The following is a 24,104-nucleotide window of genomic DNA, read 5'->3' on the forward strand; positions in this document are numbered from 1 at the left end:
CTTCGCTCATCTCATTCTTCAGTCGCCTTTCCAGACGGGGCCCTACCCGGTGGCTCCGTCATCTTTTCTTCAGACTATCTTCCCTCAAAGTTCATCCGGTAACCCATCGAAAGCGCCGCGAAAGTCCCGGAATTTGATGGGAACAAATTTATCCCGTTCTCGGTTAGAAGGATCGACACGCCGGGCAGAGGCAAACGGCCAGACAATTCGTCCGGCTATGTTATACAGAATTTGCTACCTCCTTCTTCTTCCAAGTCGTTTTCCTTCCTCCTCAGAATCCCCAGCGTCCTCCGGGACCTGGGGATTTTTTATGGTGGCTTGCATTTTTCTGCAAAATCTCTAGATTGCCGGTCGTCAATTATCCTCACAAACTTCCACCGATGCGGAGAGAGGAAACACCCGGGAATGCGACAGCTTCCAAAAGGATTGATCGTCTGGATTGCGTGCGTGCTGCTGTCAACCGGCTGCAGCACCAAAGAGTCGGCGAATATCCCCACCCCCACTACTTTCTGGTCACTTCAACCTTCTCTGAAATATGATACTTGTCATCTCATCGGCATACTCGCGGGGCGGCCACTCTACCTTAAATTGTATCCCGAAATTCATCACGAGTGGGGCAGCAAACTGCCGGCACCGGTTAAGACCGCAATCCTGCAAATTGACAAGATCATCGGCCCGGAGTGGCCGCCCGGGCCGCGCCTGAGCCTGCTGCTCTCGTTCGTGCCAGCGGATGACAGTCTGGGCGCCATCCTGCAGGCCATGGATCGCAACAAGGAAATCTATGACCGGCTGATGCAGTCCGACTACGCCAGCCAGAACAATTGGCGACAGTGGATCGATGTCAAGCCGCACCTGCAAACTGTGCTGCGGCACCTGCAGAGCAGCGGTTTCGAGAACTACTGGCGGGAGCAACTATGGCCGGCCATCAACGCGCGCATCGTGCAGGCCAGGCAGGAATTGCAGTCCTACGACGTGGTCGGAGATTTGAAGCGCTTTTTCGTCGACTTTGACACACGCGACACGCTGCAGGTGTTCTTACTGGCACTCTCCCACCCCCATGAAATTCGTCTCAGCAGTTACCAGCGCGCGACGGACATCAGCAATCCGCTCAAGGAGACGGTCAGAAGTTTTTATGAGCAATTGGCACATCCCTATTGCGACCGTCTGGTGGATTCGCTGTTTGCCGCGGATTTCACCGCCCTGCAGTCCGACAGCTTCCTGGTCAGCGCGCAGCGCCGTTATGCCGGAGGCCGCAGCATGCCGGACTATCTTCGCAAAGAACTGGTCATCGCAGTTGAGCTGTGGCTGGCGGGACGGCGGCAGCTTCTGCCGGTGGCCACGGATGGGGAGGAAGCCGGCAATATCACGGCTGTGCGGCAATACCTGCAAACCAGGGACAGCGGTGCGCATGTGCTGGCCGCAGTGATTTACTCGTACCTCGAGTCCGGCTTGAAGGTCGATCGTCTGACTTATGCCGATTTCATTCGAGATCTGTTTGCCAGCGGCAGGCTGCGTGCGGGCAAAATCGCGCCCCGCTACATGGAATTCATGACCCGGCCGGCGCGTTCGGAGGCGGGTTCACCGAATGATTGAGGCTGCGGCGTTGCCGCACGATTTCATAGCAGGCGACCGCTGCCGCCGTGGCCACGTTCAACGAGGCCACCCGGCCGCGCATCGGGATGCAATAGACAAAATCACACTTTTCCCGAACCAGTCGGTGCAAGCCCCTGCCTTCGCCGCCCACTACAATTGCCAGAGGCAGATTGGCATCCATCTCGAATACCGTTTGCTCGCCCCGTTCATCCAGCCCCACGATCCATAATCCCCGCTTTTTCAGTGCCTCGATTTGGCTGGCGAGATTGGCGACCTGCGCAATTGGCAGGTGAAATGCCGCTCCGGCAGAGGTTTTGATGGTTACCGCGGTAACATCCGCGCAACGTTTTTTGGTGATCACCAGACCGTGCATGCCCGCGGCCTCCGCCACGCGAATGATGGCGCCCAGGTTGCGCGGATCCTCCACCCCGTCCAGCAGGAGCAACGCCGGTTTTTCGCGCGGTGTGCGCCGCTCGACATTGGCCAGCATGGTCTCGCACGAGGTGTATTCCACGGCGGCCAACCATCCCACCACCCCCTGATGCTTGTTGGTTTTGGCCAGGCGGTCCAACTCGGGCCGTGGCAGCAATTGCACGGGAATCTTGCGGGCGCGGGCCTGCTGCAACAAGGCTTCGATCTCCGCGCTGCCGATGCCTTGTGCCAGGACAATTTTGCGCACGGGTATCTGCGCCGCCAGCGCCTCCGCCAGCGGGTTTCTTCCAAAAATCATGAGATCAGACATAAAATTCCGGCAATTACCGCGACGGGTGCATTGCGGGTGGGTTGGCGTTAGAATCCAACTTGTCAACAAAACCACGACAGGCAGTCACCGGCAAACGGGGATACTTCGGAAAGGCCGGATCGCTCTCTGCCTTGCGGCACAACAAGAAACGGCTTCCGCGACGGTTGTGAATGACATGTACATGTACACAATGTTCGCAAAGCCCTGTTTGCATTTTGCGTCCCTGGAGATCGTCATTTCCGCCGGAAAGCAACGCGCCCACAATAAGCAACGCCCGCTTGAATGTCAAGAGCTTTGGCGCGCGGGCCGCTAGCGGATGGGAGCTGTCACTTTCGCCTGACAGTGGCCGGCGATCTCACGGTCGCTTCCCCCCACGGGAGGTGCTACACCTGCGGCCATCATCTGTTGCTCACGGCTTTTCCACAGCAAAAGCACCGTACCCCGTTCGGCTTCGTTAAAATTTTCTGCAGGCAGGATGCCAGGGCTGGCAGCGCAGCCAACGGAGAACGCATGACGCCTGGATTTTCCGCCTTTGGCGGCATTTTCGCCTTTCTTCTTCTCATCCTTTTCCCGCCGCTCTACAGCCAAACTTTTGGCAAAAACCACGTGCAGTACAAAAGCTTCCAGGCCCGCTACCTGCAGTCGCGGCATTTCGACATTTACTTTCATGCCGGCGGAGAGCGGTTGGCGGAGTTCACTGCCGAAGTGGCGGAACAAAGCTACCAGGCCTTGCTGGCGGATTTCCGCTACGAGCTGCAGGATCGCATTACGATCGTGGTGTACAACAGCCACAATGACTTCCAGCAGACAAACCTCAATCCCGGGCCGCCGGAGGAGGCCGTGGGCGGCTTCACCGAGTTTCTCAAAAACCGTGTGGTCGTGCCCTACGAAGGAGATTGGGAGAAATTCCGGCATGTCATCCATCACGAATTGACCCACGCGGTGATGCTGCAAATGGTGTATGGCTCCGGGGTGCAGGCGATTCTCACCGGCCTGGGCAGGATACAAATGCCGTTGTGGTTCATCGAGGGGCTGGCGGAGTATGAAAGCCGCGGCTGGGACACGGAAAGCGACTTGTTCATGCGGGATGCCGCGCTCAACGGCTATGTGCCTGCGATCCATGAGCTGAGCCGCCACGGTTTTCTCGCCTACAAGGGCGGACAGTCGGTGTTCCACTATCTCGCACAACGCTACGGCCCGAAAAAAATCAGCGAGCTGCTCAGCCGGCTCAAAATCACCAAGAGCCTCGAACGCGCCGTGCGGCAGTCCCTGGGCGTTGAGATCGAAGATCTTAGCAAACGCTGGCAGCAACATCTCCGCCGGCAATATTGGCCCGACATCGCCAACCGTCAGGAGCCGCAGGAAATCGGCACACCACTCACCGATCATCTCGCCGACCGCAACGTCATCAACAACAGCGCCGCCCTTTCGCCCAAGGGGGATCTGGTCGCCTTCCTGTCAGACAAATCCGACTATTTCGACATCTACCTGATGAGCACCCTGGACGGCAAAATCATCAGCAAGCTGGTAAGCGGCCAGAAAACCGACAATCTCGAGGAATTACACTGGTTGCGCCCCGGCATCAGTTGGTCGCCCGACGGCACGCAGATCGTTTTTGCCGCCAAAGCCGGGGCGCAGGATGCGCTGCATCTGGTCGATATCCACAAAAGAAAAATTGTGCGCAGCCTGAAATTCGGGCTGGACGGTGTGTTCTCGCCGGCATGGTCGCCGCGCGGCCATGAGATCGCGTTTGTCGGCCTGCACAATGGCCAAAGCGATCTCTACGCCGTCGACTTGACCAGCGGACAAATCCGCCAGATCACACAGGATGTCTTCAGCGATCTCGAGCCCTCCTACTCGCCGGATGGTGCGCGTCTGGCATTCGTCAGTGATCGCGGCCATCACCTGGATGCCAGCCGGCTCGAGCCGGATTTCAAAATCTGGCGCAGTGATTACCGCAATCTCGACATCTACCTTGTCGCAATGGATGACACGGCCGGTGGTGCTCATATCACGCGCATTACCCATACGCCCGCTTCGGAAAAGTCGCCTGTCTTTTCGCCGCAAGGCGACAAGCTCGCTTTCACCAGTGACCGTTCCGGCATTTACAACATCTATTTGCACGACTTTGCCACCCAAAAAGAATACCCGATCACCAACGTCGTCTCCGGCATCTTTCAGCTCTCCTGGGCCGGAGCGGGTTCGCATCTCACCTTCGTCTCATTTTTCAACGGCGGCTATGATGTGTATTTGCTCAAAAATCCGCTCGACATACAGCCGGAAACGATTCGCCTTGAAAAAACCACTTTCCTGACCGCCTGGGAGGGCAGACACAAGCGCGCCCTGCCCGACAGTCTCCCGGTCCCTGCACACACCGACGATGCGACCAGCAGGTATCGCCAGTATGTTTTCGGCAAAGATTTCGCCAACGGCATCGTCCAGCCGCGCCCCGAACGCGTGGCCCTCGCTGACAGCACGCAGTACAAAACCGCCGAGGGCAAATACCTGGTGCGGGACTACAAAACCAAATTCACCCCGGACATTGTCTACGGCAACGCCGGCTACAACCAGTTCTTCGGGGTGCAGGGGCAGACACAAATCTCGCTCTCCGATGTGCTCGGCAATCATCGCATCGATTTCATCACCGATCTGTTTTACGACCTGCGCCATTCCAACTATCTCGTGCGCTACTTTCACCTGCCGCGGCGCACGGACTATGGCATCGGCGCTTTTCATAATGCCTGGTACTTCTACAGCACCCGCTCCGGCTTGATGCGTGACCGCTATTACGGCCTCTCCGTCTTTGCCTCCCGGCCATTCAGCACCTTTCGCCGCCTGGAGGCCGGCGCGCTCTGGCTCGGCATCAATCGCGAATTTCTCCACCAGGAAGGCACGCCGGTGCGGCGGCTGCGGCTCGTGATCGGCAGCCTCGCCTATGTCACAGACACCGCGTTGTGGGGATGGACCGGACCCAACAATGGCAGCCGGTCCGAGCTGGCGGTGAGCTTTTCCCCCAAGATCACGGGGCACAACGGGCTGGGCTTTTTCACGGTGCGTGGCGATCTGCGGCGGTACCACAAGTTCTTCCGGGAATACAATTTCGTCTTGCGCCTGGCCGGCGGTCTGTCCGAAGGCAGCGAGCCGCAGCAGTTCCATCTTGGCGGCCTCGACAACTGGCTCAATCAACGCTTCAAGGGCGGCCTGCGCATCGACCGGCCGGAAGATATTTATTTCGCCAGCTTCGAAATGCCCCTGCGCGGCAGCGATTACTATGAAAAAACCGGCAATCGTTTTGTCCTGGTGAATCTCGAGTTCCGCTACCCGCTGATCCGGCAATTGCAGCTCGGCTGGCCGCTGCCGCTGGCGCTGGCAAATGTGCGCGGCACGCTGTTCACCGATCTGGGCGCAGCCTGGCACGGCAAATTCGGACGGCACGAGGCGTTTCAACCCTTTCGCAGATCCCCCTCGCTCCTGCCCACCTTGCATGATCTGCAGATGGGATACGGCCTGGGCGCACGCTCCAACCTGGGGTTTCTGCTTTTTCGCTTTGATGTCGCCTGGAAAACAAATCTCAATCAGGCCAGTTCGAAACCGCGATATTACTTCTCGCTCGGGGCGGAGTTGTAGGCGGAGGCGGCATGACCGTCAACCGCAGGCCCGCGTACCCCCTTGTGCAGAAAAGTCAGACGGGTGCCTGAAGCGGCAGACCGGCCGGCCGGCTCTGCAAACCGCGGGTTTTGAGTGTAAGAAAATGCCGTCACCGGCATGGCAGCACAGAGAAAAGGCAAGGCTTTGCTTGTTGAACATGTGCGGTATGACTTTCGCGCCAATACCCTTGTTGTGGCCTTGGGCACGCCTCGGATCTTTTTCCGTGTTTGGTTTCTGGCTGATGTTGGCGGCCATCCTGCCGCTGCAACTGCCAGCACAGCCTGCCGCTGCGATGGCAGCAGGGCAGCCTGCGTCTGACAACAGGCAGAGCACGGCTGACGGCATCACCGGCCTGCCGGCGTTTGTGCTGCGCACGTATCAATTCCTCGAAGTCGACGGTCGCGTGCGCCTGGAAATTCGCTTTGGCTTGATGAATGATCTGCTGCAATTCGTTCATGAGCAGCCTGACCGCTATCTTGCCGGCTATGAAGCCACCCTCGCCCTGCTCAATGAAGCCGGAGATTTCGTCACTGGCCGGACCTGGAAACGGCAGTTGCAAGTGCACACATTTGCAGAGACCAACGATCGCCAGCATCTCAATGAGGAACAGGCCGTCTTCCTGGTGGCAGCGGGCAAATATGAGTTGCGTCTGGAAATCACCGATCGCGAAACCCGCAAACGCCTGCAGCGCCGCTATCCGCTGCAGTTACGCGGCCGGCAACCGCAGCGGCTGCAACTCAGCTCGCTGGTGCTCGGCTGTCGTCAGCCCGGGAGCGATTCCCTGCGCTACAATTTTGCTGCACTGCTCACCAGCCAGGATGACCACCAGGGCATTCACTTCGAGATCACCGGCGCCACGCCCGGCGATACGCTGCTGCTCACCTACGAAATTGCCGATTGGCGCAAAACCGTGCTGGCGCACTGGCAGCGACGGCAGGCTGCCGCCACAAACCGCCTGGCGATTTTCGAGCCATTTGGTCGGCGGTTGCAACACCAGGGGCCGCACCGTTTGCGAGTGACCGTGCAATGCGGCAGAGACACCGCCCGGGCAGAGGTCGACTTTCGAGTGAATCTGCCCTCGTTTGAGGACCCCCCGGCCGGGCAGGCTGCTCCTGATTTTCTGCAGATGCCACTGGCGGTGCTGCGCTATGTCAGCACCGCCGGCGAATACAAACGCCTGATGGCAGCCCATGCCCGCGAGCGCGACAGCCTGCTTGCCGCCTTCTGGCGCCGGCGCGATCCGACCCCGGGCACGGAACAGAACGAATTGCGCGATGAGTTCTACCGCCGTGTGAAATTTGCCGAGGCACGCTTCGCCCTCACGGGCGTGAACAAGGCCGGCTGGGAAACCGATCGCGGCCGCATTTACATTCTCTACGGCCCGCCGCAGGAAGTGCATCATCGCCTGGAGGAGGCCGGCTCCTCGCCCTACGAAGTCTGGCTTTATCCCCAGCGCGACCGTTATTTTATTTTTCGCGACAAACAGGGGTCGGGAGATTTCAAGCTGGTCAATCGATAACCCGCATTCACTCGACTTTGCGGGCCTTGCCGCGAATGCCTGACCGTTGCCGCAAAACGCCGGCGGGCCATCCCGACAGCAAACATTTCAGCACCCCGGCGGAGTCCAGGGTGCACACTTTCAAAAAACCAGGAGATCTGACACGGCCCGTCAGCGGGTTGTGAATGGAGACAGCATGCAAACAATCATCGTGGGATTGGTGGCGGGGCTGGTGGTGGGGATCCTCTGCATCTTCTATGTTTTTCTCCGCACGCGCAGCGTGATGGCGGCCAGCCTGGCGGCGCGCAAAGCGCGCGGCATCGTGTCGCAAGATCCCAACCAATCCGATGAGCCGACCAGTTCCGGCTTCATGTTCATGGCGATTATCGCCAGCGGTTCACTTTTGTGGGGATTCATTGGTGCGGGGATTTATCATCTCATCAAAAACGATGTCTACTTCTTTGCGCTCTCTGCCGCAATGGCGCTGATGCTCAGCTTCTGGATTTGGCGAAGCCGGGCACCCTATGCCGTCGACAAGATCATTATCACTTTTGCCATCCTGCTCGGTTTGGGCGTGTTGATCCCCTGGATGATTTGACCGCCCTAAAACATCTTCTCCGCAGCTTCGGGTTTGAACTCACCCGGTGTGCGCCTGACCCAATACGTTTGCGCATGTGGTTCCCAGCGCTGCTGCAGCAGGTCTTTCCCCAACAGGCGGGCGAGCAACCCGATTGGCGTGAACAAACCCAGGTACAATAAGGTCAGGATCACCCGGGTCATGACAAATCCCATGGCCAGCGCCAGCGCCATCCAGCCGCGATAAACCGGTGCGAGGCGGCGGGGGGCCAGCATTCCCACTCCCGCAAAAGTGACGGCCGCCAGGAGAAAATATCCGGCGCCGGCTTTTTCCCGCCAAAACCAGTATGCCGCAAGCAGCAGCAACAAGAGGCCCACCGTCAAACCAAACACCTTCAACCGGGCGGGTGTTACCGCAAGCTGCCTGATTTCCTGCCTGAGCGTAAACTTTCCCTGCATGTGAAGTTCATCCGTTGCTCGCGTCCACCTGTGGCGGGCGGCGGGGATCACTCAATCCAACTCGAATTGCTGCTGCCAGCTCAGATCCCGTACGACTTGCTTTTGCTCCCGCTTGGCAATCAGAAAGTTCTCGATCACGAGATAGTCCATGTCGGTGCGCAGGAAGCACGCCAGGGCCTCGGCGGGCCGGCAGACGATGGGCTCGCCGCGCACGTTGAAAGAGGTGTTGATCAACAGCGGGCAGCCGGTGAGATCGGCGAAGGCTTTGATCAACGCATAAAAGCGGGGATTATCATCGGGATGCACGGTTTGAATGCGCGCGGAATAGTCGACATGGGTGACCGCCGGAATCGTCGAGCGCACGTTTTTGAGCTTGTCCAGCCCCTTTATGCCGTGTTCGTCAACGGGCAATCGCCACCGTTCGCGCACCGGCGCGACCAGCAGCATGTAGGGGCTTTCGCGGTCGAGCAAAAAGTATTCGGCGGCGCGCTCGACCAGCACCGCCGGCGCGAAGGGCCGGAAGCTTTCCCGGAACTTGATCTTGCGATTCATCAGCGTTTGCATGCGGGGCGAGCGCGGATCGCCCAAAATGCTGCGGTTGCCGAGTGCGCGCGGACCGAACTCCATGCGCCCCTGAAACCAGCCGACGACATTTTCTTCGGCCAGCAGCCGGGCCACCGTCGGCGCGATCTCCAAATCGCTGAGCTTGGTGAAGGCCACCCCGTTGGCGGCAAGCAAGGCTTCGATCTCTGCGGTGTGATAATGCGGACCCAGATAGGAGCCGCGCTGGGCATCGCGGCCATTGGGCGGGAGACGGCGTTCCGCACCGAGGTAGCGATACCACGTATAAAGCGCTGCCCCCAGCGCGCCGCCAGCATCACCGGCCGCCGGTTGAATCCAAATGTCATCAAAAGGACCTTCCCGCAGCAGACGGCCGTTGCCCACACAGTTGAGCGCCACCCCGCCGGCCAGCACGAGTTTTTTCATCCCGGTCTCGCGATGCACGTGGTGCGCCATGCGCAGCATGATCTCTTCGGTGACGGCCTGCACCGAGGCTGCCAGGTCCATCTCGCGCTGGGTCAGCGGGGCATCCGGCTGGCGTGGCGGACCGCCGAACAGCCGGGCAAAGCGCGCGTTGGTCATGGTCAGCCCGGCGCAATAATCGAAATACTTCATGTTCAGCCGGAACGAACCGTCTTCACGCAAATCGAGCAACTCTTTGCGAATGATCCCGGCATACACCGGTTCGCCGTAGGGCGCAAGCCCCATGAGCTTGTACTCACCGGAGTTGACTTTGAAACCGGTAAAATAGGTGAAGGCGGAATAAAGCAGGCCCAGGGAATGCGGAAACTGCAGCTCGGCGCGCAGTTGAAGCGTGTTGCCGGAGGCAACGCCGTAGCTCGCGGTGGCCCATTCGCCGACGCCGTCGATGGTCAGAAAGGCGGCTTCGGTGAAGGGGGAGGGATAAAACGCGGAAGCCGCATGCGATTCATGATGCTCGGGAAAAATGATCTTACCCTGGAAGCCCAATTCCTTTTGAAGGTACTCTTTCAGCCACAATTTGCGCTTGAGCCAGAGCGGCACGGCTTTCAGGAAGGAAAGCAACCCGTGCGGCGCATAGGCCAGGTAGGTCAACAGCAGGCGCTCAAATTTGATGAAAGGCTTGTCATAAAACGCGACATAATCGAGTTGCGAGGCTTGCAGGCCGGCTTCCTGCAAACAATAGGCAATGGCCGCGGCGGGAAAGTCGGGGTCATGTTTCCTGCGCGAGAAGCGTTCCTGCTGGGCGGCGGCGATGATCTCGCCGTTGCGCACCAGACAGGCCGCACTGTCGTGATAGAAGGCCGAGAGGCCCAGGATGTTAATCGTATCTTTTTTTGCAGGCCGCGTCATCCCGATTCTTTTCCAAAATGAGCTGCCACAAACAATCACCCGCCAGTGAGCACAATCCGGTTTCACTCGCCAGGCAGTCGTGCGTGAGCACAACCCCTTTCGCTCAGTGCACCAGCATGAGCTTGCCCGGCGAAGTCGGGCCCTGCGCTTGCCGGCGGCAAGTATGAACGCCGCGGACAATCAGGTGGCCCGTCGTGCGTCATCCGGTTTGGGCGGCAAGATGAAAATTGCCGGGAGGCAAAATATTTATCCTGCCGGCCAAAGTCAAGGTGGCGGCCTCCGATCAACCCGTCAGATTGGCGGTTGCAAAAGCCCTGCTTTTTGGTTATAATTGCCCGCTTGCAAGCGGCAAAGACAGCAGGGCGTCGTTTCAAACCCGCCCCCGGGCTGTTTTCTGCCGGCCGGAAGTATTGCAGTTCAAACAAACACGACTCACGCCGCCAGCCGGGCGGCAGAATTTTTCATCCCTTTCTGAGAGGAAGCCATGCGCAAAGGTTGGATTTCTTGTTTGCTGATTGTGTTCGGGCTGGCCTGCACCAAGACGCCCTCCTTCGAAGGCGAAAAATACGGCGCGACCATTACCCTCAACCAGGTGACACCCGTCTCGCAAATTCTTGCCGACCCACAAAGCCATCTCGGCAAAAAAGTTCTGGTGCAGGGCGAAATTGTGGATGTGTGTGCCAAAGCCGGCTGCTGGCTGGAAATTGCCGGTGAGCAACCCGGACAGAAAATAAAAGTGAAGGTCAATGATGGTGAGATTGTCTTTCCGACGAGCGCCAGGGGCAAAATGGCGCAGGTGGAGGGTGAAGTCTATGAGATCAAACTGACGCACGAGCAAGCCATCGGATATTTCCAGCACATCGCCGAAGAGCAGGGCGTGCCCTTCGATTCGAGCAGCGTCACCGGCCCCACCACGATTTACCAGATCAAAGGACTCGCTGCTGTCATAGCCAGGTAACGGCAACGCCATTCATTCTGGCAATCCCTCAGATGTGGAGTAACGCAGGCCTTCCCGCCTGCGGACAAGATGTCTGCTCCACGTCCCACATGTAACTGAGGCATTACTTGTTGTGGCAGGATCAACAGGATGATCGGGATTCAAGTTTTGTCCTGTTCATTCTGTTGATCCCGTGCTTGACAAACCGGCGCGAGAAAACGCCAACAGAATTTGCGGGCGGACAACTGCAGCCATCCGTCGGTTCCCTGCCGCTGCCGGCCACCTTTCCGCAATACCCATCACCTGCAAGACGGGGCGCTGATTCCGAGGAAGAATTGCGCATGCCACCCGCTTCGGCCAACCGCCGCGCAATCCTGAACACCATGCTGTTTCGCTGCATGGGACCTTTCTTCAATTTTTTATCCTTCCCGCAAAATCGTGGACACTGTTGAAACGATGTTCAATGTGCGGCCGAATGCCCACGCCGATGAATTGCAGATTCGGGTTCAGGAGGTTCCTGCGGTGGCCGCGCGAGGGTACGCCGGCATCCACCAGAAGCTGCAACACGATTTGCACAGGGTCTTCATAGCCATAAGAACAATTTTCCGCCAGGTAGGTGTTGATTGCCGCACCCGCCCGCCACAAACGCTCGCGCAGCGTGGCGCCATCAGAGCCGACATGGCCAATCTTGCCGGTTTTACCCATATCCTCCGCATGCGCCTGCGCCGCGGCTGCCAGGGCCGCGTCCGGCAGCAGGGCGGAACAAGGTTTTTGCCGCAACATCACGGCGTAGCATTCCTGCTCATCCGCACTGCGGTTGCGCAGATGGAAAAGATAACGCTGCGCGAACAAGGCGGGATTGGTGCGGGCCTTGTTCAAATACAAAACCACCTCCTGCTCCGCCCGGCTCAGGTACGGCACTTTCGCAGCGGTATCGAGTTGTGACAGATCCCAGCCCGCGAGCTTTTCCGCTTCCGCAGCAGAGACCGGCCTGCCGCCAGAAACAGTGACGGTCAGCGCGCCGGAGACCGTGAGCTCGCGATAGTCGCCGCGATTGGCGAACAGAATCAACCGGCCGTCCGCCGGGCTGGCGTAGTGCATGCCATCAACGATGGCAAAATAATCCCCGCCTTCAATTCGACCCACCAGTGTGCCGAGATAACCATGTTCATTGATCTTCCCGAAATTCGTGTGGCCGCGATAATCCACCGGCTGCCATTGTTCCCACATGCGCCAGTGCCCGCTGATCTGAAACGAGAGCGTCTCGCCTTTGGCAACCCACAGCGGGTAGGCCGTTTCTTCTTGCTGCGGATTCACCACAAAGCTGTGCTGCGCCACGAGGCAAGTGCAGGTCAGCAACACCAGACACAGCGGGCCGCAGCTTTTTGTCGATGGGAGCATTTCAACTTCTCACTTGCCAAGTCGGTTCAATCGTATCCGGCAGTTTGACTGCGTGCTTCCGTCTCAGCACAATACCAACAAAAAAAGCGAGCAGTAAGATTTCTCGCTTTCGTGTGCCGGGGGCGGGACTCGAACCCGCAAGGGATTGCTCCCACTGGATTTTGAGTCCAGCGCGTCTACCAATTTCACCACCCCGGCGAAAGAACGGCAGCTAAGATAGAACTATTCGACTGATTATCAAGAGAAATTTTCGCCGGGGTGTAATGTCGCAGTTGCATGTGAGGACGCAGCGCAGACCTTTTACCTGCAGGCAGGGCTGCCTGCGCGACTCCACACGTTACTGAGGGATTGCGCCCGGGAGCCATACCGGACCTGCCTGGCCGCGCCCGGTGTTTACGGCGCCAGCGAGGGATTGTAGGTCAACAGGAACTCGAAAAACTTCGAAACTTCCACCATATCCCTGCCGCTGAAGGCAATGCTGTGCGCATCCGGCCGCTGCACGATCGCGAGGTAGCTCAAGACCTCCGCGGGGCGGTAGTTTTTGAAGCGTACCTCGAGTTGCACCGGTGTCTTCAGCTTGTAGGGTTTGAATTCACGCAGTCGTTGCATGGCAGCCGTGACCTTCGTGCGAATCAAGTCGCAGGCAGCCGTGGGCGACAGGCTTTTGGCGGAGTGAAAACCATAAGCCCATTTCACCACCGCGCCCTCAATCCTGCCGAGCATGGCCGTGGCCTCTTCAACAATGGCATCGTCGCCGGAGATCATGATCACCGGCACGTTGAAATGTCCGGCAAGCGCGGCATTGAAGCCGGCTTCCGACATGGAGACGCCGTTCAGGCGCACGTCGGCCAGCGTGGCGCTGGAGAAGGAATGGGCACGCACGCCGCGGGGATTGGTGGTGCTGCTGTGATAGCCGATGAAAATCACGCCGGCAAACGATTCATCAATGCCCTGCATCATCATCAGCGGCCGCGGCCAGGAGCGCACCACCTGCACACCGGGTGGCAGTTTTTCGAGCAGGAGATTCTGGCCGTTGCCGTGCGAATCGCTCACCAAGATCTCGGTGGCACCGGCGGCAAATGCCGCCTCAATTGCGGCATTGACTTCACTGGTCATGAATTCGCGGAAGCGTTGGTACTCGAACCCCTCGGGGCCGAGCTGGGCGTCACTCACCACACCGGCAATGCCTTCCATGTCCGCCGAAATATAGATTTTGGTTTTCGGCTGGGCCTGCAGCAGACCGCCGCCGGCCAGAAGAAGAAACGCGAGAATCGCAATACCTGATCGCATGTGGCTGCTCCTGTTTGATGAAATAGACATGAATGAACCAAACGCTGCGAGCCGTAACCGGGCCGCCAACAGCACGGCACCAAGCCCGATGCCTGCCGCTACTGTGCCCGCGATCAACTCGAACCCGCTGCCGGCTTATCCCCCGCTTTACTTCCGGCCGGCGCTTCGAAGATGATCGCTTTGTACCTCTGATAGAGATAGGAAACCAGCAGCAGGATCAATCCCAGCCCCATGAAGGCAAAGATGCGATAGAGCGTGTCAAGGAACGACAAGTCGTAGAAGAAGATCTTCAGAATCGTGATGCCGAACAAGCCGATGGCGAGCAGACGCACGCCCTGCTGCCGGCGCCAGATGCCGAAGGCCATGAGCAGAATCGAATACAGCAGCCAGAGGCTGGAAATGCTGAGTTGCTGCAGATTGCGCAGTTGGTCGATCCGGGCGGAAGGCTCCGCGCCCGCACTTGCCTGCTTGAGCAGAAGAATCGCCCGGTCGAAATAGTCACGCGCTTCGGCGGTAATCAACTCGAAGATGAGCAGGACGGCCACCACCGGAATACCGAGCAACAGCCAGCGAAACCAGGCCTGCTCGCGTTCATGCTGTTTGAGCCAGCGTTCCTGCACACAAGCGCCGGCGGCGAGCAGTGCGACAGCAGCGACGCGATAATTCAACCCTGCAACAAAATCCGCCAGCGGCGCAAAAGCTGACAGCGTGTGCAGCAAGCCCGTCGCCAGCGCCAGCGCCAAGCCGACGAGACCAGAGCAGATCACCGGCAGGGCTTGCCGGCGCAAGCCATACCACAACAACGGCAGCGAATAAGCCAGCCACACCAGGGCCAGCACAAACGGTTGCAGATGACGCAGCCGTGCGCGCGCCGGTTCCGCGGCCGCCCCTGCCAGCCGCGCAAACGTATCGTTGGTCTCGACCGTCAACACCTCAAAGAAGAGCAGTACAGCCGCCACCGTGAGGCCGATGAGCACGCGTTTTATCCAAACCCGGCTGTGCTGCTGCCGGCTCAGCTCGCGCATGAGAAACAGTGTCGCCGCCAGCACGGCCACCACCGAGAGAAAGCGATGATTCAGCAGGGTGACGAATTCCTCAAACGGCTGCAGCGTTTGCAGCACACCGAGAAGCAGCGCCAAACCAAGCGCCGCCAGGCCGCAATAAAGCAGCGCAGCAAGGCCGTGGCGCAAACCGGCAAGCACCAGCGGCACCGCCAAGGCGGCCCACACCACGGTCAGCATGAAATCACGCATTGAGCCGAAGTAAGCCGCGCGGGTGCCGCCCGCGTCTTGCATCAGCCTGGCGAAAGTGTCGACCGTTTCCACGGTGACGAGAATGAATGCCAGCGCGCACCAGCCGTAGTGCAATGCTGTGCGAACCAATTCGCTGCGTTGGTGCGCCACCCCTTTGAAGATGTATGCTCCGGCAAAGCAAACGCCCGCGAGCACAAGAAAAGCCAGAAAGCGCGGGTTGAGAACCGGGGTGAAATTCGACAGCGGCTTGTAATCGAGCGCGCCGGTGGTGAAGAAGAGCAAGCCAACCGTTGTCACGGCCAGCAGGAACAGCGCTGCCTGCCACACGTAATGCCGGCGCCAATGCGCACCGGCCGCGAGCAATGCCAACGCTTCCACGGCCCACAGCATGATGAGATCGAAACCGGAGAATTCGATGGCCGTGGCCAGCGCCAGCAACACAATCGCGGTGAGCGTCAGGCGTGTGGCCGCCTGGGTTGCTGCGGGATTGCGGCGCTGCAGGCCAAGCATCACCATGAAATAAACCAGGGAAATGGCGAAGGCTGCGCTGCCGGTCCAGCGGCCGTGCTCCTGTTCCATCAAGCTGTAGAGGCAGATGAAAAAGAACGCCGCATTCAAGACCGCAACCAGGTGCCGCAGCCTCCGGTCGCCGGCCACCGAGCGCATGCCGCGCAGCACCTCCAGGCCGAGAAACATGCCCCACAACACCGTGAGAAAAACAATCGTGCGCGGAAAATCCCGGCTGGTGTAGGCCTCGGCATACCACGCGACATAGATCAGATAGCTGCCGCCGAGAGTGAGCGGTTCGAGAATCGCCCACTTGTCTTTGCGATATGCCACCGCGAGCAAACCCGCGGTCAACAGCGCGAGGTAGATGAACAATTGCACCGGCTGGGCAAAATCGAGATTGAGCATGAAAGGCGTGAGAAAGCCGCCGGCCCAACCGAGCACCGAAATCGCGAGCGCATCATAAGTCAGCGCCTGCCAGATGGCGAGCGCGGTCACACCGGCCATCAGCAGCAGCGCGCCCTCCTGCGGCACGAGCTGGTAGAAATTGCAGGAGGCGTATGCCGAGAGATAAAGAATCGCGATGCCTGCGCCGATCAAACCCTGCGCAAAGATCCGGAAATCCCTCTGCTGCGAGCGGCGGCCGGCCAGCAGCAAACCCGCGCCAATTGCGGCGCCGATGAGCACGCGCATGGTCTCGCTCAACCAATTGTTGTCGAAGGCATATTTCAGGAAAAAGCCGACGCCCAGGATGAGCGCCAGCGCGCCGATGCGGTTGAGCAGCTTGCCGCCGACGAGCGCTTCCCACTCCGCGCGGGTGCGTGAGGGTTTTACCGGCGGTTTCGGCGGCTGCGCTGGTGGCGGCGGCGGTGCAGTGGCTGACGGCGCGGCCGCTGCCGGTGTTGCGGTCGCGGGAACATCCGGCCATGCCGGCACGATCGGCACAGGTGATGGTGCCGCAGTTGGAGTCACGACGCGCGGCTCACTCGGCGCCGGCGCTGCGGCTTGCCCTGCCTTGAGAACGCGCAGCTCGAATTGCAGCAGTTGTACCGCTTCTGACAAACGATTCGTCTTGCGGATATAAACGACCATCAGAATGATCAAAAGCAGCAGTAGAAATTCAGACATGCGATCTCCTGCGCCGGCCTGTGGCGGAAAGCCGCGGACCGGGGCCGCCTGGATTCATGAGGTTCGTACTTTTTCAAAGAATTTCTCGAGTTTGCGTTCGTCGAGCGTACCGTTGGTGCGCACGCCACTGCAGAGGTCGAGGCCGAATGGACCAACTTCCGCGATGGCCTGCTGCACGTTGCCGGCATGCAGGCCGCCGGCGAGATACAGCGGCACATCGATCATTGCGCGGATCATGCGGCTGATGCGCCAATTGTGCGTGCGGCCGGTGCCGCCGAGCTCCTTCACGGCCAAATGGGGATTGCCGGAATCGAGCAAGATCGCATCGACATGCGGCGCAACCTGCAGGGCGGCGTCAATGGCCTGCTCGCCGGTGACGTGAATCACCTGCACCAGTTTGATGCCGGGCAGGGCTCGGCGCAAATCGGCATACGTGCCCGCCTGCAGCGCGTCCACCAATTGAATGGTGTTGGTGCCGCAGCGGCGTTGCTGCGCAATCACCGCGGTGGCTTCCTGCTTGCTGGTGAGCAGAAAGGTGGCGACACCCGGCGGAGTGTGGCTGGCAATGGCGGCGATCTGCTCTTCGGAAATCACACCGGGGCCGCTCGGCATGGCGGAGACCAATCCCAGCGCTGCGGCACCATGGCGAATGGCGAGCCGTGCCTCGGCGGAATTTTGAATGCAGCAAATTTTCACACGGGGGTGGCGGGTGGGTTCCATGCGTTTTGTCCAAGCTTCCTGGTGACATGCCTGGCAGGTGAATTTCCGGGAAGCGCATGTTGAAAAACGACCGGCGGCAATTGCATCGATCCGTCCGGCACTACTTCCAGCGCGGCTTCAGCGGGACGTTTGCACGCGTTCGATTTCAGCGAGCGCCTTGCGTGCCAGCACGGTGAGGTTGTCATCCACCGCGCGTTCGATCAAACGGCGCAATGGTTCAGCCGCCTGCGCCACTTGCAGACGGCCGAGTGCTTCCAGCGCGTGTTGCTGAAGGGCATAAACCGGCGAGTGCATCAGTTCGAGCATCAGCCGGTGCAACTCGCCATCGTCAGGCTGGATGGCTTCCCAGGCTTGCAGCGCGGCAAGGCGCACATCCTGATTGTAACGCGCAGCCGTGTAACGTTTGATCGTCGGCAGCGTGGCGGGTGACGCCAGCAGCGCCAGCGCCTGCAAACCGGCAATGGTGATTTCATCGTACCACGCGGGCCGGCCGAGCTGTGCCAGAATGAAATCGGGCGACTGCCGCGGGCTGGCTTTGGCGAGTGCGAGAATGGCGGCGGCCACCACATCGCTGTGCGTCTCGCGGGCAATGACCCGCCGCAAAAGCGGTTCGGCAAAAGCTGCGGGAAAATCACGCAAGCCAATCACCGCCGCTTTGCGCACGCGATAATCGGCGGCCGCCAGGGCGCGTTTCACCGCCGCCTCTGCCGACGGCGTGCGCACGCCGCCGAGTTGCAGCGCGGCTTCGGCACGCACCGCCCAAAACACGCTGTCCGCCAGCAACTCGGTCAATGTTTGCGCCGTGACCGCCGCAACCGGATAACGTTGCACCAATTGCCGGATCGCCCACAGCCGGCCGGGAACCGCATCGTGGCGGGCCTGATACACCAATTCCTCCAGTCCCTTTGCAAAGCGCACCTCCGCCACCAGATCGCCCTCGCCATCGAAACTCACCAGCAGCGGTTTCTCCGCACTGGGAATCAAAAAATGATGCTCCTCCTGCTCCACCCACACCTTTTCCTGCCAGGTGCGGGCAGAGGTGGCAATGGTGAGACGAACCGGCAGCCGGAACAAATCCTGGCCGGTGATCAACGGCTGCACTTGTTTGACGTGCAGGTCGATCAGGCGGCGGCTCGCGAGCCAGCGCCAGCTCACCTCGAAGCAGGGATGGCCGCCGTTGGTGATCCAGTCATCGAAAAACCAGGCGAGATTTTCCCCGGTGGCCTCTTCAATGGCAACCTTCAAATCCTGGCTGACAACATTGGCAAAGGCATGCTTGTGCAGATAATGCTGCAGCGCCCGGAAAAAGGCCTCATCGCCCAGCACCTGGCGCAGTTGATGCAGAATGGCGGCCCCCTTGAGATAGGTGTGCTCTTCGTTGTAAATGGTGTTGGGATCGTCGAAGTAATGATGCTCGAGGCCGCGGATGAGATGCTGTTCGCGCACGTAGCGGAAATAGGCATCCCTGGCGAGTTGCACGTCGAACAGCAGTTGCTCGCGGCCGGCCCGTTCCTCATCCCACAACATCATCAAATAACTCGCGAAGCTTTCATTCAACCAGATGTAGCTGAGATTGCGGCAGGTGAGATTGTTGCCAAACCAGTGATGCGCCAGCTCATGCGCAATCGTGGCCTCGGCACTCCAGGGCGAGGCATAACCCTCGAGAGCCGGCGGGCCGAATTCTTCGGGCGCGCCGGCATCGCGCAGCACACAGGCACGATGGCCGGTGACGCCGGTGTGCTCCATCGCGCCGATGGCATAATCCGGCACCGCGATTTGGTCATACTTCACCCAGGGATAACGATAGCCGAGACGCTGCGAGAAAAACTCGACCATTCTGGTGGTGTTGCGAAAGGCGTAGGCACCCTCCGCCAGGCGGCCGCGCGGCACCCAATAGGCCAGCGGGATCGAACCAAAGGCCGGCGGCAATTCGCCGCGCTCGAAGTCACCGATATAGATCGTGATGAGATAATTGGCATGCGGCTCGCGCTGGCGCCAGTGAAACGTCGTGCGCCCGCCCTGCGTGCGGGTCGCCACCAACTCGCCGTTGGAAATGGCAACATGCGGGTCCGGCACCGTCACCACCATCTCGGTGGAGAATTTGTCATTGACATCATTGTAAATCGGCAGCCAGTTGGCGTGTTTGCCGCCCTCGCCGTAGGTCGAGACATGGAACAGGCCGGGCTTCTCAGGATGGGGTTGAAAGTACATGCCGGCGGCGGGATGGCATTCGTACTCGACTGTCACGGTCAGGGTGTCCTGCGGGCGGAAAGTGCCGGGCAAATGTATGGCGAGAGCCTGCGGTCGCGACTCCCAGCGCAGGCCGTCCACTCCGCTCACCGTGCTGACGCGCAGGTCAAAGGCATCGAGCGCAAAAGTTTGCAGGGATCGCAGCGGCGAAAGCGCAAGGGTGGCGCGACCGCTTACTTTACGCTGTTCAAGATCAAACGTCAACTCCGCCCGGTAGTGATGAATGTCAAAATCACGACTGCGATTGTCATGAAACGCGCCGGTGGGCAGCCGTTGACTGTGCAGCGACACGGGCGCATGACAAAGAATGCCGATCAGCACGAGCAGGACGTATCGTTTCATCTCACCTCCCTGGATTTGCTCCCTGTGGCGTTGTCACGGAAAATGCCTGCAGGCAGACAGCATGACGGTGCTGCGTTTTCATCGTGCCAGATGTGCAGGCGAGCATGGCAATGACCAGAAAAAAATCCCGACCACGCCGATGTTGTGAACCGCCAGGCCGCCGAGTTACGCAAAGCAATATCAGCTTGGCGTTCTCGTATCCCGCACACGGGCTGATGCCGGGAGCAGGCGGTCAAACCGGCTTGATGAGGCAAAGTACGCGAATACGGGCATGAGCAGCCGCATCAATAGCGCCAACTGCTGAGATCGGCGCCGGGTGGCGCGGTGGCGAGCAACCGCTTGATGGCACGCGGGATGAACATTTGATGATAGCGCAAACGGGATATGGCAATCGGGCGGGTGTGGTCACCGTTCCAGCAATGTTCGGCGCGGTCGCCGTAATCAATCTCACCGTCGTAGGGCGGATCGCTGGTGCTCTCCAAAAATTCTTCGACGAGATAGACGGCGTTGTTCAGATAGTAGTTGTCCATGTCGCCGCAATAGAGGTGGATCTTGCCGCGCAGCTTGGGGCCGAGCTTGTGCCAGTCGCGGCGCAGAATGTAGCCGAGATCGTAATTTTCGCGCCAGTAGGCGGCAACCTGAGGATCGATCTCGCCGGTGAGCTTGTTCCAAATGCGCTTGGGATAGCCATTTTCACCCATCGGTGAGAAAACCGCTTCCCAAATGTCCCACTGTTGACCGGAACGGCTGTTGGTTCCCAGCACCAATTCCAGATGGTTGGACTGCTCAACCGTGGTGCTGACCTCCCCGAGGTAATTGCGCCGGCCGGGCCGCGGCACACGCTGGAACGGGCCTTCCTGATAATAGGCGTTCTTGTGTTCGTAAATATTGACCACGGTGTAGGCGCGAAAGTCAATGGGATCCGGGCAGGCGGCGAAACAGCCGTTGTATTCCTCGGGATAAAAAATCTGTGCCGCCAGCGCCTCCCAGCCGCCGGTGGAGCCGCCGTACAGAAAACGCGCCCAGCCGGCTCCCAATCCGCGAAACTTCCGCTCGATGAAAGGAATCAATTCGTAGGTGATGGCATCGCCGTACGGTCCGAGATTGGCGGAATTCACCGCGTAGGAATCATCATAATAGGGATTGGCATGCTGAATCTCGATGACAATCACGCGCGGAAAATCCGGCCCCGTCCAATCCTTGTAAAATTGATGGGCATACTCCTGCACAATTTTGTTGTAGCCCGCCAGACGGAAACGGGTGCTGTATTCCGGCACGAGATTGGGATCGGGCGGCTGCTCCCGGAAGCCGCCCAAGGTGTAGGGAAAGTGGCCGTGAAAAATCATCAGCGGGTAGCGCGCTTCCGGATGTTCCTCGAAGCCCTCGGGCAGCAGCACACACGCGCCCAGCTCCATCGGCCGGCCCCAAAATTTCGTCAGACGCTCGCTGTGCATTTTCACATGCTTGATATACTTCGTGTCTTGCGGCGGTGGAATCGGCGGAATTTCCTGGTCGAGATTGATTTTGATCACCGCAGCCCGCCGCGGATCGATCATCATCCGCTGCGGCGTGCTGTAGAGGTTGCCCGGCGCGCGGTTCCACTGCTGGCCCTCCCCGCGATCCATCGGCAGTTTCACGGTGTGACCGCTGGCGAGATGAAAGGTTTCGTACTTGTGCAGGAGTGCCTGCACCATGTACTCGCCGGGCTTCAGCTCCGCCAGACTTTTGAGCGGATAGCCGAACACCCCGGCGTCAATGAACGCCGCCTGACCCGGTTTGAGTCCTTCCACATCGATTCCAAAAATTTGCTGGGTGCCGGGATCGTCGCTGATTTGAAAACGCGGCTCCCTTTCGTCATTGACGGAAATCATCAGCAGCAGACGGCCGTCGAGCGGCCGGGGACTTTTTTCCGCGGAGAAGGAAATGGCAAAACGCAGCCGGCTCATGGTGCTTTTCTCCAGTGTTTGGCCATTTGCAGCGAGCAGCAGAAGCAACGCGGCAACGAGAACAGGATGCTTGACTTTGGGGGGAGTGATCATGGCAGTAGACCCTTTCGCTTGTCAGCCTGCCGGAATTCTGTAAAAATTGCGGTGTGACAGTGCCTCACCTGCTGTCGATCTGATTCCTCACAGGCCCCGGCGTGCCATTCCGGCGAATCCAGTGAGAACGCGAACAGGTCGCGCGTCCTGCCCCGGCGCAGGCAGCCAGCCTGGCTGCAGACAAAAGGCTGCGCCCCAACGATGGGGCACCACCAGTGACGCAGCGGGCGCACGGCTGTGAACCGGGTCACTTGTTTCCAGCGGGTACACTCTGAAAGAGCTCGCCGTAGCGCAGAGCTTCACCTTTTTCCCACGGGCGATAGCTGTTGCAGAAATCAATACGCTCGCCAACGGGCGGATGTGAGGCCCGCCAAAGCTTGTAAAGCCAGCCCGGCCGCGGGTTGCTGAGGTTTTCCGTCTGCAATTTCACGAAAGCCTGCGCGGCGGCGCGGTTGTTCTGGCAGATTTCCAATCCAAAGCGGTCAGCCTCATGCTCATTGTGGCGCATGAAAGCAAGGCCGGCCGGCGCGGCGAGAAAAAAGAAGAGATGGAACAGCAGCATGAGCAGCGGCAGCGAGGCGATGTCGGCAAGCTGATGAAAGCCGAAGCGGGCATGATACCTGTGCTGCAGCGCAGCGGCCGTGCGGTGCACGGCATACAGCACCACCAGGATCAGCGCCGAGAAGAACAGCACGCTCTTGACCACATGGCCCAGGACGTAGTGACCCATTTCATGCCCCATCACAAACATCAGCTCCTCCTCCTTCAGCTTGGCGATGATGGTATCCCACAAGACGATACGCTTGGTGCCGAGAAAGCCGGAAACATAGGCATTCACGGTTTTGGTGTCCACGCTTTTGTTCACTTCGAACACGCGGCTGCCTGCGATGCCGGCACGCTCCGCCAGCGCCAGGATTTTGGCTTCCAGCGCGCGATCCTGCATCGGGCCGAATTTGTTGTACAGGGGGGCAATCCAGATCGGGCTGATGAGCATGAAGAAAAACAGAAACGGCACGGTCAAAATGCCGGTGTAAAGCCACCAGCGCCGCGGACTCTTTTTGAGCAGCAGGTACGGCATCCAGAGAAACAGCACGCCGCTGATCATGCCCACCAGCAGCGCTTTGAGCGCATCACCCAGCCATTTGCCGAAGGTTTGATTGGAAAGACCATAGGCATGCTGCCGCACGAATTCTTCATAAAAGTTGAGCGGAAAATCCAAAACAAAATTGATCACGGAAAAGAGGATGAAATAAATGCCGATCACGAAAAACCACCTGCGCCCGAGTTTTTGCGCCACGTGGCGCAGGCGCGCGGAGAAGCCGGTGAAAACAAACATCGCGGGCACCAGCAGCCCCCACAGCAAACCCGCTCCCCACAGCCAGTTGCCACTGCGGTAATAGCGCAGCGCTTTTTCGCTGGCGGGCGGCACTGCCACCGGCCCGGCTTCCTCAGCGAGGTGTTGCAGCGTATCGACCGCCGCTCCGGCCAGCATCGTGTCCGGCACTTGCGGATTGGCGGTTTGGCCAAATGAGGGTTGCGACAGCGCCAACACGGCGCCGAGCAGAATGAGAAGGGATGGCATGTTTCCTCCCTGGCGGGGCGGGATGAAAGATGGCACATTGCCGCCACAGCGGCGCATGGCGCTGAAGCGCAAGCCGGCAAACCGGGGCTGCCGGTTCAAAACAACGTTGTGGCCAAGACTGTTCACATGTATTCATGCGCGGTCGGTGAAGTGCACGCCGCTCTTTCCCAGGCTTCACCGGCACTCTGCCGGATGGGAAGCGGGGATGAACAGATCCTTCCGGCTCGCAATTTCCGCCGGCCCCTG

General features: G+C 59.4%; 15 protein-coding genes and 1 tRNA gene. 5 read left to right on the top strand and 11 right to left on the bottom strand.

Annotated elements, in window-relative coordinates:
- Window positions 1-405: 405 nt before the first annotated feature.
- Complete coding sequence (locus ONB52_15195; protein ID MDZ7417482.1) at window positions 406-1,593, top strand: hypothetical protein; 1,188 nt, start codon at window positions 406-408, stop codon at window positions 1,591-1,593.
- Here the strand turns inward: ONB52_15195 and rlmB are convergent.
- Entirely contained in the window at window positions 1,547-2,335 is a 789-nt protein-coding gene (rlmB, locus tag ONB52_15200) for a 23S rRNA (guanosine(2251)-2'-O)-methyltransferase RlmB (GenBank protein MDZ7417483.1), read from the bottom strand. The two genes, ONB52_15195 and rlmB, sit on opposite strands and share 47 nt — an antisense overlap.
- A 510-nt stretch (window positions 2,336-2,845) precedes the next feature.
- On the opposite strand from rlmB, the gene ONB52_15205 reads away from it, so the two are divergent.
- The 3 genes from ONB52_15205 (at window position 2,846) to ONB52_15215 (ending at window position 8,079) form a co-directional block, all read left to right on the top strand.
- Window positions 2,846-5,962, top strand: coding sequence for a BamA/TamA family outer membrane protein (locus ONB52_15205; GenBank protein ID MDZ7417484.1), 3,117 nt, complete (start codon window positions 2,846-2,848; stop codon window positions 5,960-5,962).
- A gap of 244 nt (window positions 5,963-6,206) precedes the next feature.
- Window positions 6,207-7,502 (top strand): GWxTD domain-containing protein, encoded by a 1,296-nt coding sequence (locus ONB52_15210; GenBank protein ID MDZ7417485.1) that lies wholly within the window; start codon window positions 6,207-6,209, stop codon window positions 7,500-7,502.
- A gap of 175 nt (window positions 7,503-7,677) precedes the next feature.
- The gene (locus ONB52_15215) at window positions 7,678-8,079 is read left to right on the top strand and encodes a hypothetical protein (GenBank protein MDZ7417486.1); all 402 of its coding nucleotides are present in this window, start codon (window positions 7,678-7,680) and stop codon (window positions 8,077-8,079) included.
- A 5-nt stretch (window positions 8,080-8,084) separates the two neighbouring features.
- Here ONB52_15215 and ONB52_15220 read toward each other — a convergent pair whose 3' ends face one another.
- On the bottom strand, window positions 8,085-8,516 hold the full coding sequence (locus ONB52_15220; protein ID MDZ7417487.1) for an SxtJ family membrane protein: 432 nt from the start codon (window positions 8,514-8,516) through the stop codon (window positions 8,085-8,087).
- Window positions 8,517-8,567: 51 nt separating this feature from the next.
- The gene (locus tag ONB52_15225; GenBank protein MDZ7417488.1) at window positions 8,568-10,409 is read right to left on the bottom strand and encodes a carbamoyltransferase; all 1,842 of its coding nucleotides are present in this window, start codon (window positions 10,407-10,409) and stop codon (window positions 8,568-8,570) included.
- Window positions 10,410-10,926: 517 nt separating this feature from the next.
- Between ONB52_15225 and ONB52_15230 the strand changes: the two genes are divergently transcribed.
- Window positions 10,927-11,367 carry a DUF4920 domain-containing protein gene (locus tag ONB52_15230; protein ID MDZ7417489.1) on the top strand — a complete coding sequence of 147 codons (441 nt, stop codon included), beginning with the start codon at window positions 10,927-10,929 and terminating at the stop codon, window positions 11,365-11,367.
- 390 nt (window positions 11,368-11,757) lie between these two features.
- Here the strand turns inward: ONB52_15230 and ONB52_15235 are convergent, their stop codons facing one another.
- From ONB52_15235 to ONB52_15270, 8 genes are all read right to left on the bottom strand, one after another.
- A complete protein-coding gene (locus tag ONB52_15235) occupies window positions 11,758-12,747 on the bottom strand; it encodes a CAP domain-containing protein (protein ID MDZ7417490.1) in 990 nt (329 codons plus the stop codon).
- Window positions 12,748-12,861: 114 nt separating this feature from the next.
- Window positions 12,862-12,945: transfer RNA gene (locus tag ONB52_15240), tRNA-Leu, on the bottom strand.
- A gap of 195 nt (window positions 12,946-13,140) precedes the next feature.
- Window positions 13,141-14,037: a M55 family metallopeptidase gene (locus ONB52_15245; GenBank protein ID MDZ7417491.1), complete on the bottom strand. Its 897-nt coding sequence runs from the start codon at window positions 14,035-14,037 to the stop codon at window positions 13,141-13,143.
- Between the two features lie 113 nt (window positions 14,038-14,150).
- Window positions 14,151-16,925, bottom strand: a complete 2,775-nt coding sequence (locus ONB52_15250) for a DUF2339 domain-containing protein (protein ID MDZ7417492.1) — start codon at window positions 16,923-16,925, stop codon at window positions 14,151-14,153.
- Window positions 16,926-16,979: 54 nt separating this feature from the next.
- On the bottom strand, window positions 16,980-17,645 hold the full coding sequence (locus ONB52_15255) for a phosphoribosylanthranilate isomerase (GenBank protein MDZ7417493.1): 666 nt from the start codon (window positions 17,643-17,645) through the stop codon (window positions 16,980-16,982).
- A gap of 117 nt (window positions 17,646-17,762) precedes the next feature.
- Window positions 17,763-20,237, bottom strand: coding sequence for a M1 family metallopeptidase (locus ONB52_15260; protein ID MDZ7417494.1), 2,475 nt, complete (start codon window positions 20,235-20,237; stop codon window positions 17,763-17,765).
- 284 nt (window positions 20,238-20,521) lie between these two features.
- Entirely contained in the window at window positions 20,522-22,276 is a 1,755-nt protein-coding gene (locus ONB52_15265; GenBank protein MDZ7417495.1) for an alpha/beta hydrolase-fold protein, read from the bottom strand.
- A gap of 247 nt (window positions 22,277-22,523) precedes the next feature.
- The gene (locus ONB52_15270) at window positions 22,524-23,858 is read right to left on the bottom strand and encodes a M48 family metallopeptidase (GenBank protein MDZ7417496.1); all 1,335 of its coding nucleotides are present in this window, start codon (window positions 23,856-23,858) and stop codon (window positions 22,524-22,526) included.
- Window positions 23,859-24,104: the final 246 nt, after the last annotated feature.

The sequence above is a fragment of the candidate division KSB1 bacterium genome (assembly GCA_034506255.1).
GTDB lineage: Bacteria > Zhuqueibacterota > Zhuqueibacteria > Zhuqueibacterales > Zhuqueibacteraceae > Coneutiohabitans > Coneutiohabitans thermophilus.